Origin of the sequence: Sphingomonas sp. Leaf231, assembly GCF_001421995.1 — a bacterium.
GTDB lineage: Bacteria > Pseudomonadota > Alphaproteobacteria > Sphingomonadales > Sphingomonadaceae > Sphingomonas.
Map to the genome: position 1 here is coordinate 57,513 of NZ_LMLS01000005.1, position 12,889 is coordinate 70,401.

Here is a 12,889-nt window from a genome sequence, read left to right on the forward strand (position 1 = left end):
CGACATAGGCCTGCGGAGTGTCCTCAGCGGTCAGATATGTGAAGAACATAGTAGCAATCACGACCACACGACAAACAGGTAATTTCGGTCGGCAGCCTGGCGATCGTCGCAAAAGGCCGTCGCCAACCCCGATTGGCGACTATCGTGTGCGTTACGTCGCCTAGGTGTTTGATCCCACGGTTTGATGGTGCGATCCTTTCGTTGGAATGGAAGGAAGCCGTATGGGACAAGTTCGTCACGGGAGCGCCACGACCACGCACGCCGTCCGAGCAGCAATACAGCGATCGCAAGCTTCGCTCTCGACGCTGAGCCGTGAGTTGGGGATCAACCCGAAGACCGTCGCGAAGTGACGCAAGAGGGCAACCGTCGAGGATCTGAGGACCGGGCCGAAGGCCCCTCATTCAACGACCTTGTCCGAGGCTGAAGAGGTAGTGGCCGTGGCGTTCCGGCGGCACACGCTGCTGCCGCTGGATGACTGCCTCTACGCCCTGCAGCCGTCGATCCCGCACCTGACCCGGTCAGCGCTGCACCGCTGCCTCCAGCGACATGGCATATCCCGCCTGCCGGACATCGAAGGTGACAAGCCAAAGCGTCAGCTCTTCAAGCGTTATCCCATCGGCTTCTTTCACATTGATATCGCCGAGGTGCAGACCAACGAAGGCAAACTGTACCTCTTCGTCGGTATCGACCGCACCAGCAAGTTCGCCGTCACCCAGCTGGTCGACAAGGCTGACAGGCGGACAGCCTGGGAGTTCCTCGAACACCTGCTGAAAGCCGTACCCTACCGGATCCACACAATCCTCACCGATAATGGCATCCAGTTCGCCGAGCAGCCGCGCAACCGGAACACCGCTTGGTCGCGCCAGATGCGCTTCGACATGATCTGCGACGCAAACGGCATCGAGCACCGGCTCACCAAACCGAACCACCCATGGACCAACGGACAGGTCGAGCGGATGAACCGGACCATTAAGGAGGCGACCGTCAAACGCTTCCACTACGAGAGCCACGACCAACTGCGAACGCACCTCGCCGACTTCATGGCTGCCTACAATTTCGCCCGCTGGCTCAAGACACTCAGCGGGCTCACACCCTACGAATACATCGCCAAGATATGGACGTCAGAGCCAGATCGGTTCATCGTCGACCCGATCCACCAGATGCCGGGACTGAACACCTAGGTTCTTGCGTCTCTTACTCACTACTAGCGTCTATTTCTAACGGTGCAGGATTTGTATGTGCAGGTCCATCAGGTCGCTTTCGAGCGTCACGGGCCTACGATCAAGCCGCTTGGCAACTTAAATCGAGTTCTACAGCGGTAAAATCCTGTCCCCGCAACCAACACCATAGAACTACATACGCCGCCCCCCAGGGCGGCGTTATCGTTTGTCGCAAACGCGATGAGGTCAGCAACCTTCGCTTCGACCTCCGCTTCCGGGCCGTGCGTCTCTTCGGGATAGATCGTCACGCTCTCGATGAGCGTCGACAGGATTTCCGCCGCTTCGCCGCGCACCGTCTCCGTGTCCAGCGTCTCGCGCAAGCGGCCTACCTTCTCCTCGAACAGTTGCAGCAGCGCTGGATGCGACAGGATGGTGGCCGAGGGCATGACCGTCGTCGGTGCGCTCAGCTGTCCCCCCAGTCGCGCTTTCTCGGCCTCGCGGTCGGCTAGGAGCTTCAGCAGCGCAGGGCTCGCCACCGCCGCCAGCATGTTGGCCGCCAGATTGTCGATCTCGCGGGTGACGATAGCCAGGCGTTCGATAACGGACTGGTCCTGCCGCGTCGACGTGCTCGTCAGCCGCGCCATCTCGCGCTTGAACTCCTCGGCGAACAACCGGGCGTGGTCCTCGGTCAGCAACCGGTGCTGGAGGATCGAGAGGGTCGCCGTCTCGAGCGGTCCTTTACGGACCGATACCGTGTTCGAGCAGATGCCCCGCTCCTTTTGGCCGGCGCAGCGGTAATAGTCCTTGCCCGAGATGGTGTAGCCGGACCCGCAGCTCGCCGTGGAAAAATGGCTACGACGACAGCGTCAACGGCTCGCTTCGTGACGAGCTGCTCCACGGCGAGATCTTCTACAGCCTTGCCGAGGCCACAGTGCTGATCGAGGCTAGGCGGCGGCGCCACTACACACCATCCGACCACATAGCAGTCTGGGCTACCGTCCTCCGGCTCCGGAAGCGACGACACCGCCGTTGCCGCCCGTTGGTTCCCCTTCGCTCCACCTACGCCCGGCAATCGCGGCGCAGACGACGATGCACTCACTATTTAAGCAGGCCACTCGGCGGGGGCTGCTCAGCCGCGTATCCGAGTAGCCTAACAATCACGCGCGTGTCATGTTCGCCAGCCTGCGCGGGCTCACAAGCTAAGGCGGCGGCCTGTCCCCGCAACCAACAATACGGACATCTGGCCCTTTGCGCCTCCCGCGCCGCGACCCACTCGATGATCGCTCCGAATTCGCCGCTCAGCGTCGCATTCACCTGCCGTCGCGGCCGACTTCACGTTGCGCATCGAGCTTGCCGGCACGCTCGGCGACATCGTAGCCCGCGGTTTCGCCCGTGCCGGCATAGACGCTGGTGCCTTCTCGCGCGACTTCGGCGGTCGCGCCGTCGGCGGTGCCGATCTGCGTTGCTGCCTGATAGGTCTCCAGCGCTTTCAGCACCTGCGCCTCGCTGCGCCCGGTGGCCCGGCCAAGCTGCCCGATCGCCGACGCACGCGCCTCGCCCGACAGCGCGGTGATGAACCCGATCCGCCGCGAGGTTTCCTCGACCGGCAGCCCGAGCATGGCGGCAGCGCGGCGGTGCCCGGCATTGCCGCCGGTGCGCCACGCCTGCTCGGTCGCGACATTGCCGCGCTCGGTCCCGGCGATATGCACGCCCGCCTGATCGCGCCGGCCCTCCATGGCGCCGACACCGACCTCCGCACCGGTTAGGTCGTTCCGCAGCATCGTCTCCTGATCGAAGGCGTTGGCGATGAGCTTGCCGAAGGTCGGATCGGCGGAGGCCTGCGCGATCACGGTCGACGCCTTGAGCGCGGCGCCATCGGGCGAGTAGCCGGCGCGCTGGAAATGCCGCTCGGCGCCCTGCCGCATCATGTCATAGGCTGTTGTCGCCGAACGCCTTCCACTGCGTCATCCCCTGCGCGAAGGCGACGAAGGTACGCTCGCCGGCCTGACCCTGGCCAAAATAGGTCGCGCCCAGTTCTCGCAGCGCATCCTTCTCCGCGAAGTTGTGGATCGCGGTGGTCGTGGCGTTCGCGCGCACCGCCTGCGCGACCGCCGGATCGTTCGGACCGCGCCCGCGCAGGGCAGGGGATAGCCGTCCCAGTTCGCGCGCGACGTCGAGCCCGCCCATCCCGAACGCCGGCACACCGGGCGCGCCGCCGCCATGCTCTCCGAGCACCGTGTCGGCGGACCCGAACGCGCGCGTCGCACCGAAGGTCGAGCGCTCGCCGAAATCGCCGAAGCTCGACACCGCGGTCTTGCGCGCGAAGGTGCCGCCCGCCGAGGCCTGTGCTTCGAGGGCGGAGGCATAGCCTTCTCTCGTGCCGACACCGGCCGCCGCGGTCGACCCTTGCGCCTGTGCCTGGAGCGAGCCGCTGGTGAGCGCGGTGAAGGCGTTGCCCGAAAAGCGGAAGACGGTGAACACGAATGCCCCGGCCATGCCGGCCGCCGCGGTGCGGAAGCTGCCGAATACCGCCAGCGCCTTCATCGCCGCGGACGGTGCGATGATCCAGGCGTTGGCGCCGAGATGGTTGGAGCGCATTTCGGCGAGCGCCGCCATCGCGCGGCCGAGCGTCAACTGGTAGATGCCGGCATCGATCACGCCCCACAATGCCACGAACACGAACAGGCCGAGCGCGAAGGTCGCGACGCGCAGGTTGATCGGGGTCAGGACGAACAGCATCGCGATCGGCACCCTGAACAGCATGATCGCGAACACGGTCGCGCGGATCGTCGGCATCCATTCGTTGGCGACCGACATGGTGGCGAGGCCATTCGAGATCATCGCGCAGTTGGCCATTGTCCGCGCGGCGGCGGCGGGACTGTCCTCGAACAACACGTCGCCGACGGTGCGCCCGAGCAGGATATCGGTCAGGAAGCCTTGAAGCGACAGCGGGGTGCCCATCATCATCCCGCCCATCTGTCCCAACCGCTGGCGGCAACGCGCGAGCTGGCCGGCATCCCCGATCGCATAGCCGGTGCGCTGGCAGATCTGGTGGGTATAGTCGTCGAACAGTGCCGGATCCGACAGCCGGCCCGATATATGCTCCCACGCCTCGGTGCAACTGGCGGTCCGGCCGCCCTTGTCGGCGGCAGTGTAGACGGTCGAGAAGGTCGCCGGCCCTGCCATGGCCGCGAAGGCGGCGGGCAGGTCGGTGGTGGTGCGGAACAGCGTGACGTCGTCGATGCCGTAGGCGGGAGAGACGCGCGCGACCGGATAGCAGCGACCTGCATAGTCGCGGATCGTGGTATCGAGGAAGCTGTCGGTTATCGGTCCCGTCGGCGAGACAGCGTTGAGGAACAGGTCGAAGCTGTGGCCGCCCGCGCCCATCTCGAGCTTCGCGTTCGGATCGAGCGTATTGTCGTCGATGACCTCGGCGAGCGCGCGTTCCATCAGGTTGGTCGCACCCGCGACGAGCACGATGAGGTTGGGGACATTGCCCACCGGCTGATAGGCGTTGCGGACGCGGTCGTAGACATGGACGGTGCCGGTGGTGGCGATGAGCCCGACGAACAGCCCGATCCCGACCAGCATCTGGAAGCCATAGGCGACGAGGCCCATGCCTTGCCCACGCACGCTGGCGATCACGGCACCCAATGCGATCCCGACGACGCCGACTATAAGGACGAGCGTCGTGTAGCGCGGATCGGCGAAGATCATCGCAACGAGGCGGAAGGCGTCGAGGGTCTCGGCGAACCCGTCCCAAGTGTGGAAACTGGCGTTCACCGCAAGACCTCAGCGCCGCGCATCGGCGCCCTGCTTTACCGCGGCGGCAGGCCGCGCCCGTCCGATCCCTATGGCGTGCCCCGCCAGGATGCCGCCGCCTTCGCCAGCATCCACGCCGTCGAGCATGACGAGGACGGATGTCCGACGATCGCCGCGGGCGTGCCGCTGTCGCGCGCGCATCTGCGGCAATGGACCGAGGCGCTCGGGCGGACCGCCTCGCCCGAACTGCTCCTCGGCAACATACTGGTGGCGCATGCCGACATGCTCGCCTGGTGGACGCCTGCGCAGGTACGGCCCGGCTATTTCGCGCTGTCGTCCCCGCCCGTCGGCTTTCGCGTCCTGTCCGAACGCACGATCGTGCCCGTACCGTATCCGGCGCATCTGTTCGTCGCCACCTGGTCGAGTCTGGGCGTCTATGCCCTGCCGATGGATGAGCGGCCGACCGCCGATGCGGCGCTACATCATTCGCCCATCCCCAACGTCTTCGCCGATGGCCGGCTGTGCTGGGGCGACATCGCCCGGCCCAAGACGCTCGGTATCGCCACGATCACGGACTTCGAGCGCGCGGTGTTCGACAGCTGGTCGACCCACCCCAATCCGGGGCAAGGCCTGCCTGGACGTGCCCCGCTTAAGTGGAGAGGCATTTGGTCAGCGTGACACGGTTCGTTCGAACTGCGCGGGGCTGGTGTAATCAAGCGCGGAGTGGCGCCTGACGGGGTTGTAGAATCCGTCGATATAGCGGGCAATGGCCGTTGCGGCCTGGTCGCGGGTGTAGAAGACCGTCCGCCAGACCAGCTCGGATTCGGTGGTCTTGAAGAACGTCTCGACCATGGCATCGTCGTAGCAATTTCCGTTTCCCGACATGGAGATGCGGATGCCGTGGCGGCGCAGCTCGGCTTGGTACTCCACAGAACGATATTGGCTGCCGCGGTCCGAATGATGGATGAGCCCTTCGGGCGGACGCCGCATGAAGAGGGCCTTGCGCAGGGCCGCGAGCGCCAGGTCGCGGTGCAGGCGGTCACCCACGGCCCAGCCGACGACGCGGCGAGAGAAGAGATCGATGACCACGGCCAGATAGAGCCATCCTTCGCGTGTCCAGACGTACGAGATGTCCACGCCCCACTTCTGGTGGATGCCGTCGCGGTGAAATCCTGGTCGATGATGTTCGGCGCGACCGGCCAGGCGTGCGCGCTGTCGGTGGTTCGCTTGAACCGCCGCTTTTGCCGGCCGCGCAGGCCGTTCTCGCGCATCAGCCGCGCCGTGCGACGCCGCCTGATGGCGAAGCCGTCATCCTGCAATTCGCGCGTCATGCGCGGACTGCCATAGGTGCCGTTCGACAGCGCGAATGCCGGGCGGACATGCGCCAGCATCTCCATGTCGTCACGCTGGCGCCGGCTGGCGGGTCGGTCCTTCCAGGCGAAATAGCCGCTCTGGCTGACGCCGAGCACGCGGCAAAGACGGTGGACCGGGAAATCCTGTTTCGCCCGATCGATGAGCTGGAATCTCACCCTTCGGTGCTTGCCATGCCCCCGGCGTGGCTGCGCTTCCTCAGTCCCTCCCGGGCGAAAAAGCGGTCGCCCGCTTCGATATGTCACGCTCCTGCCGGAGGATTTCGTTCTCCCGCCGAAGGCGCTTCAACTCGGCAGCCATATCCGCCTGCGGCGCTTTATCGGGTATCTCCGCCAGACGATCCCGGCTGCGGCTGATCCAGCGCACCAGCGTCGATAGCCCGACACCCAGATCCTCCGCTATCTCCCGTTGTGTGCGACCGCTGGTCCCCACCAGTCGTACCGCTTCCTCCTCAAATTCCTCGTGAACCGTCGCTGCTTCGTCATCGAGTTCGCCTTTCACCTCAAGGGAACTCTCCACTTTTCCGGGGCAAGTTCACAGTGGCTGCTTGGTGATCGCGGCTACGACGCCGACTGGTTCAGGGACGCCCTCCAGGCCAAAGGCATCCAGCCCTGCATCCCAGGCCGCAGGTCGCGCAACGAGCCGGTCCGGTACGACAAGCGCCGCTACCGGCGTCGCAGCGGCATCGAGATCATGTACGGCCGCCTCAGGGACTGGCGCCGGGTCGCCACCCGTTACGACCGCTGCCCCACCGACTTCTTCTCCGCCATCGCCCTCGCTGCCACCGTCATCTTCTGGCTGTGATCAACGAGTCCTGACCCTAAAAACCCCCTCTGGTCCAGCGCTACCGATGGTGTCGCTATGGGTAACGCAGATGACGGTTTTTGTCCGAGACATTCGCGACAATGTAGTTTGCAGTATCAGAATGTTGGCTGGATCGAGACCTGCAGCCTGAGTCTGGCCGGCGTGGTCGACACGATCGACACGCGCGTAGATACCAGCACGAAGAAATCCGGGCTGTTCTCCTCCACGACCAGACGCAGCAGCACGACCAATCACGACGAGACGGCAGTGGCCTCGACCCTGTCGGGGAACGCCGGTCTGGTGACGACGCGCGACGGCGTAACGATCACCGGCGCGAACCTGGTCGGCGTGAACGGATTGTCCCTCGTGACCGGCGGTCCGGTGACGATCGGGTCGCTCGCCATTACAGATAGCGGGCAGAGCAGCTCGTCGGTGAAGAAGAGCGGCTTCTCCCTCGGGGGCGGCGGACTGTTCGCCGGCGTTGCCAGGACCAGCACCACCGGCAGCGCGACCAGCCCGACGCACGCCGGATCGGTAGTGGGGACCGCAGGCGGAAACCTGTCCATCATCGCCGATGGACGGCTGTCGATCACCGGCAGCCAGGTGGCAGCCGGTGGTCAGGCGCTGCTGCAGGGCGGCTCGGTGACCATCGCCAACGCGCTCGACGTGCGTGACAGCACGCAGACCACCAGGACCTCAAGCGTCGGCGTCTCCCTCGGCGTGCAGAGCCAGCTGCTGCAGAGCGCGGGCAACCTCGCCGGCATGGCGGGAGTCGCGAGCAGCACCGCCAACGATCGGGTCGCGGCAGTGGCCGGACTCGGCACGGGCATGGCCGCAGCCAACACATACGATGCAGGCAAGGGTCTTGCGCGTACGTTGACCAGCGGCAGCGGCAACCCGGGCGTCTCGGTTGCGGCGACGTTCGGGATCTCGCGGTCGAGGGCGAGCAACGCGACGCACGACGAGACGGTGGTCGCCAGCGCGGTGAACGGCCGCGACGTGCAGATCGTCGCGACTGATGCGGGGGCCGCCGGCACGATCAAGGCGCGGGGCTCCACCATCACCGCCGCGCACGACCTGACGCTGGCAGCCAAGGGCGCGATCACGCTGGCAGCGGCGACCGGGACCGATCGGTACGGCGGGACTGCGAGGAGCAGCGGCTTCACATTGGGCGTGAGCTCGCAGCTGGGACTCGACAAGGGTAGCCTCGGCAAGCTGAGCCCGACGGTCTCGGTGGGCGGCTCGTCGTCGAGGAGCCATTACACCGACACGCACGTCACCAACCGCGAGACGGTGCTGACCGCCGGCGGCACCGCGACGCTGACGACGCCGGGTGCGCTGGTGCTGGACGGGGCGCTCGTCCGGGGCGGCCATGTGGCGGGGGATGTCGGCAGCCTGTCGATTGCCAGCCGTCAGGACAGGGGCAGCTATCGGTCGAACACGCAGAGCGCCTCGGCGGGTGCGAGCTATGCGCTCGGTACCGGGCAGGTGTCGGTTTCGGGCAACCTGTCGAGCGGCAGGCAGAGCGGCGAGTTCGCCAGCGTGGCCGGACAGGCGGGCATCTACGCCGGTGACGGAGGCCATGCGATCCGGGTGGACGGCGCCACGTCGCTGAGCGGCGGGGTGATCGCCAGCACCGCGGACCGGGCGAAGAACAGCCTGGTGACCGGCACGCTGCACGCGAGCGACCTGAACAACTACGAGACGTGGCGCGCGCGCCAGAGCTCGCTGGGCGGCGGCATCGGCAACATCGGCGCGAGGGGCGACGGATCGGCGTCGAGCGACGGCGGTACGCCGCTGTCGGGGATGTCGATCAAGGGGCTGGGCACGGTGACCGCGACCCCGCCGATGGCGATGGGGGCGAGCGGCGACCGGTCGGGCACCACCCGCTCGGCGATCGCGGGCGGCACGATCACGATCTCCTCCGGGGACGCGGCGAGCCAGCGGGTCGCGGATACGATCAGCCGCGCCACGGGCAGCGCGAATGCGGGCGCGCTGACGCAGCAGTTTACCGACGCGAAGCGGCGGGAGATCGCCGACGGCTTCCAGGCCGCCCGCACGCTGTCGACGGAGACCAATGCGTTCCTGGGCACGCAGTCGGCCAAGGCAGATCAGTGGGTCAAGGATCACCCGAAGGACGATCCGCGATCCAGTCCGTATGCCACCTGGGGCGCCGGCGGCAGCGGACGGCTGGTGCTTACGGCGCTGAACGGCGCGGCCGGCTCGGATGCCGGCGGCTCGCTGACCAGCCTCGTGCGCGGTGCCGCGGTCACCGTGCTGCAGGGGCTGGCCACGGGCAAGGTCAAGGAACTTGCCGACAAGCTCCGGAGCGAGGAGGCGCGCGCTGCGCTTCAGGGGCTGGTCGGGTGCGCCGGCGGCGCTGCCCGCGGTCCGGGCGGCTGCACCAGCGGTGCGATGGGTGCAGCCGCGGGGGTCGTGCTCAACAACCTGCTCGCGGCGCTGGAGCCCGGCGAGGCTGGCGACAGCATCCTGATCGATGCGCAAGGCGAGCGCGTGCGTCGCTATACGCAGCAGGAGCAGCAGTCGCGCAGCAACCTGGCAGGAACGATGGTGGCGGCCATTGCGCAGGCCGCCGGCCTGAACGCACCGGCCGCGGCGCTGGCCGCGCAGGTCGAGACGCAGAACAACTCGGTCGGCATCGTCAGGGGACGTGGCGGTCCGGTTACCATCTGCACCGCCGGCGAGCAGGATTGCGCCGGCGCGCGCCCCTTCGCCGCGTGGAAGAGCGGCACGAGTGCGGAGCGAGAGCATTGGAAGGCGTTCGCAACACAATATCCTGATGCGAGCGACGAGGAGATCGCAGCGGCGATGCGGCGCTATTATGCTGCCGCCGCCACCAGCCTGCGCGATCCCGGCGGCCCGAAACTGACGGAGGCGCAAGCGATCGCGCAGACCCGGCAGGAGGTCGCCGCCAGGAAATCCGTTGCCGATCGGATTCATGCGGCGATCGCCACCGATCCCGGTCGGCGCACGGAGCTGGAGGGTCCGGGTTCGGCGGAGCGCGACCGGCTGGTCAGGATCGCCATCACGGATCCCGGACTGGCGAGCGCACTGATCGACCAGAGCCAGGCCACGCGCGACGTGGTGTACAACGACATCGCGACCGGGCGCGGCGCTACCGTTACGGGACGAGCCGCGAGTGCGGTGCTGTCGTCGGCGCTGGGCGAGAAGGCGATGCTCGGCCTGTACCTGGCCAATGCCTCGGATCGGGCGGGCGAACGCAAGGGGTTCTTCGACAGGGCGGTGCAGGGCGCACGCGATGCGGTCGCCGCGCAGGAGCGGGGGGCCCAGAGGGCCGCGGACGACGAGGCGGCCCGCATGCGCGCACGCGGCATGCCGAATCTGGCGGTCTCCGCGTATCTGTTCAAGGAATATTTCAACGCCGCCGCGCGGCGTGAGCTCGGCAGCGGCCTGCTGGATCAGGCACAGTTCCTGGGGGATTACCTGAGCGATCCGGCCCGGAAGTCGGGGGAGGTGATCGACGGCCACGCGAGGAGCCTCGACGCGGCGCTGCTGGATGACAGGGGTGCGCTCGCGCATGTGAAGGCGCTGCGGGACGATCTCGTCGACTTCGCGGGTGCCGATGTGCGCCGTCAGGCCATGACGCTGGGCAACGGGGCGGGCAAGATCGCCGTCGCCGTCGTCGAGGTCGCCGTCAGCAAGGGCGCATCGGCGGTCGGCGGCCGCATCGTCGGGGCGGTCGCCGGGAAGGGTGGCATCGCACCCTCGACTGCAACGGATGCGCTGACGGCGACGCTGCCCAGGGGCGTACCAAGCGCGACCGAGATCGTGGTGGAAAGAGCGCTGGTTCCCGTCAGAGTGACTGAGACGGTGCACCGCGTCGAGCCACGCGACGCGCTTTTACGTAATTCCTCGACGACGCCGCTGACCGAGCGGGAAGCACGACGCCTGACCGGTGAGAACAAGGGGTTGATCTATGTGCTGGAGGGGCCAAAAGGCAATCAGGCGGCGCAGGACTTCCAGGCGGGGACGTCTGGCGCCTTCTCGGATGTCAAGTCGAGGAAAGGTGTTGTCCCGGCGTTGCGCTATGACAATACCAACAAGAACGGCGTGCACCACGTGAAGTTCGATGGGATCGAGAAAGCGGCGGACGGCACAAATATCTTGCTCATCGATGCCAAGACCAAGCTTCCGATCTGGAGCGAAAGCACCAGAAATGGCGTGGTGAAAACATTCGAGCGAATTGAGTCAGCGCTCGATCAAAATCCCGGGTATAAGGTGATGTACGAATTTCCCGATAATGCATCGGCCCTGAAAGCAATAAAATTTATTGAAGAAAGCGGTTTCAAAGACGTGATTTACGTTAGGATAAGAGGGCAATGAGTAATACTGAGATAACTCTCCTGTTGTACGCCCGTCCCGATCGGGCGATGACAATCGAGGAGCGTCATGCGCGTTTCGTGGAGCGCATGTGTCGCATCGGGTCGCCATTGGGATATGCAGGACTCGAACCGCCTCCCGCGCCCGATTGTGGAGACGGCCTTTCGGCAGGTTTTTCGATGAAATATCCCATTCGAGGACTGCTTTCTTTCGGACGTTACAAGTTTCGGGGAGTCGATTACAAATGGGAAGACAAGGCAAGCTACGACGAGCATTTGGATTTTAGATTTTTTTTGCCTAGTAAAAAATTGCATTACTCCGACATTTTAAAAAACCAATTGCCGCTTATAGTAGATGCATTCGAAGCCTACCGATGCGGTGTGGGATATGATTACCACAGCGTGTATTACTCTGGTGGACTAAACAGGACGAATCCCGCGTACAACGCATTGCTTTCGGAAGAGGGAATTGACGTTAACGGCCGAAACAACATCTACACACTTAATCCTGCCCAATTCTGGGATGGAGAACTATGCCAGCGCGCGCTGGGTTTCGATCGGGACGAAGTCATCCGCAGGCTGAAGGACGTTGCGGTGCTGGCGCGGCCGGTGATGGATGGGGTTTATCTGGTCCTCAACGATGATCCGCAGCTGACCTACGAAGCCTTTGTCGAGATGAACGAGCGGATCAAGCCGATGCTGGGTCTGTATTACGGCCCATCCACCGCCGATGCCGCGGCAGAGGGCCGGGGTTCGTAACGCCGCTCCGGTTTCCCTGACGATCGCAGGCCAGGTCGCCTCGCCGGGCATAGAGCCGGTTGCCGTAGCGCATGGGCAACCTGCCGATCGGGCGCGGCGCTACCGTTGCGGGACGAGCCGCGAGCGCGGTGCTGTCGTCGGTGCTGGGCGAGAAGGCGATGCTCGGCCTGTACCTGGCCAATGCCTCGGACAAATACGGGGTGCGAAGCGGAAGCCGAGCAGGTGACAGAGTGCGAAGACGTGATCGGAAACGCCGCCCCCGTCGGTGTGATGGCGCTCGATAACGAGGTCGGCGCCATGGTAGAGCAGGCCGTCGAGTATATGCGCCGCCTCACCGGCTCCGGCGGAGATGACCCTGGAATGGAACGGTCCTCCCGGCACCTAGCCGGACGGGCAACAATACCACCGGATCTTTCCTACGACGGCAACGATCTCGTCTGCGGCACGCGTTGGCGCGATTACGTCGAGGGCGGTAACGGCAACGATCGCCTCTGCGGCTTCGTTGGCGACGACGCCCTGCTAGGAGGTGCTGGCGCAGACCAGCTCTGGGGCGGAGAAGGCAACGACGGCGTCGATGGCGGCATCGGCGATGACATACTTCGTGGCGAGAACGGCAACGACACCATCAGCGGTGGCATCGGCACCGACACGTGATACGGCGCCGCCGGCGCA

General features: G+C 65.6%; 6 protein-coding genes and 7 pseudogenes. 7 read left to right on the plus strand and 6 right to left on the minus strand.

The annotated features are described in order from the left end of the window. Positions 1 to 221: 221 nt before the first annotated feature. Positions 222 to 1,181: pseudogene (locus ASE95_RS14805) on the plus strand (IS481 family transposase). A gap of 86 nt (positions 1,182 to 1,267) precedes the next feature. Here the strand turns inward: ASE95_RS14805 and ASE95_RS14810 are convergent. Continuing rightward, the gene (locus ASE95_RS14810) at positions 1,268 to 1,855 is read right to left on the minus strand and encodes a hypothetical protein (protein WP_056637938.1); all 588 of its coding nucleotides are present in this window, start codon (positions 1,853 to 1,855) and stop codon (positions 1,268 to 1,270) included. A gap of 140 nt (positions 1,856 to 1,995) precedes the next feature. On the opposite strand from ASE95_RS14810, the pseudogene ASE95_RS17355 reads away from it, so the two are divergent. After that, positions 1,996 to 2,309: pseudogene (locus ASE95_RS17355) on the plus strand (integrase core domain-containing protein); the annotation flags it as partial. Positions 2,310 to 2,476: 167 nt separating this feature from the next. On the opposite strand, the pseudogene ASE95_RS14815 reads toward ASE95_RS17355, so the two are convergent. After that, positions 2,477 to 4,949, minus strand: a pseudogene (locus tag ASE95_RS14815) (conjugal transfer protein TraG N-terminal domain-containing protein); the annotation flags it as partial. Between the two features lie 69 nt (positions 4,950 to 5,018). On the opposite strand from ASE95_RS14815, the gene ASE95_RS14820 reads away from it, so the two are divergent. Beyond that, complete coding sequence (locus ASE95_RS14820) at positions 5,019 to 5,600, plus strand: hypothetical protein (RefSeq protein WP_235528340.1); 582 nt, start codon at positions 5,019 to 5,021, stop codon at positions 5,598 to 5,600. Here the strand turns inward: ASE95_RS14820 and ASE95_RS18450 are convergent. The 3 genes and pseudogenes from ASE95_RS18450 to ASE95_RS18460 all read right to left on the minus strand — a co-directional run. Continuing rightward, positions 5,592 to 6,128: pseudogene (locus ASE95_RS18450) on the minus strand (IS3 family transposase); the annotation flags it as partial. The gene ASE95_RS14820 and the pseudogene ASE95_RS18450 overlap by 9 nt on opposite strands. An 83-nt stretch (positions 6,129 to 6,211) precedes the next feature. Beyond that, positions 6,212 to 6,319: pseudogene (locus tag ASE95_RS18455) on the minus strand (hypothetical protein); the annotation flags it as partial. A gap of 172 nt (positions 6,320 to 6,491) precedes the next feature. Then, positions 6,492 to 6,812 (minus strand): transposase, encoded by a 321-nt coding sequence (locus ASE95_RS18460; protein ID WP_327196726.1) that lies wholly within the window; start codon positions 6,810 to 6,812, stop codon positions 6,492 to 6,494. A 15-nt stretch (positions 6,813 to 6,827) separates the two neighbouring features. On the opposite strand from ASE95_RS18460, the pseudogene ASE95_RS14835 reads away from it, so the two are divergent. The 3 genes and pseudogenes from ASE95_RS14835 to ASE95_RS17765 form a co-directional block, all read left to right on the plus strand. Next, positions 6,828 to 7,097, plus strand: a pseudogene (locus tag ASE95_RS14835) (transposase); the annotation flags it as partial. A 108-nt stretch (positions 7,098 to 7,205) separates the two neighbouring features. After that, complete coding sequence (locus ASE95_RS14840; protein ID WP_056637943.1) at positions 7,206 to 11,462, plus strand: hemagglutinin repeat-containing protein; 4,257 nt, start codon at positions 7,206 to 7,208, stop codon at positions 11,460 to 11,462. Further along, positions 11,459 to 12,217: a hypothetical protein gene (locus ASE95_RS17765; RefSeq protein ID WP_156348070.1), complete on the plus strand. Its 759-nt coding sequence runs from the start codon at positions 11,459 to 11,461 to the stop codon at positions 12,215 to 12,217. The genes ASE95_RS14840 and ASE95_RS17765 overlap by 4 nt, the downstream gene beginning before the upstream one ends. Positions 12,218 to 12,409: 192 nt before the next feature. On the opposite strand, the pseudogene ASE95_RS17360 reads toward ASE95_RS17765, so the two are convergent. Continuing rightward, positions 12,410 to 12,586 (minus strand): annotated as a pseudogene (locus ASE95_RS17360) (Tn3 family transposase); the annotation flags it as partial. Here ASE95_RS17360 and ASE95_RS14845 point away from each other — a divergent pair. After that, a complete protein-coding gene (locus ASE95_RS14845; protein WP_082450168.1) occupies positions 12,578 to 12,871 on the plus strand; it encodes a calcium-binding protein in 294 nt (97 codons plus the stop codon). The pseudogene ASE95_RS17360 and the gene ASE95_RS14845 sit on opposite strands and share 9 nt — an antisense overlap. The last annotated feature ends 18 nt before the right edge of the window (positions 12,872 to 12,889 follow it).

What these genes read in the sequence shown, in the direction of transcription:
- ASE95_RS14845 (WP_082450168.1), top strand. Translation starts at nt 12,578, where the DNA reads ATGGAACGGTCCTCCCGGCACCTAGCCGGACGGGCAACAATACCACCG.
- ASE95_RS17765 (WP_156348070.1), top strand. Translation starts at nt 11,459, where the DNA reads ATGAGTAATACTGAGATAACTCTCCTGTTGTACGCCCGTCCCGATCGG.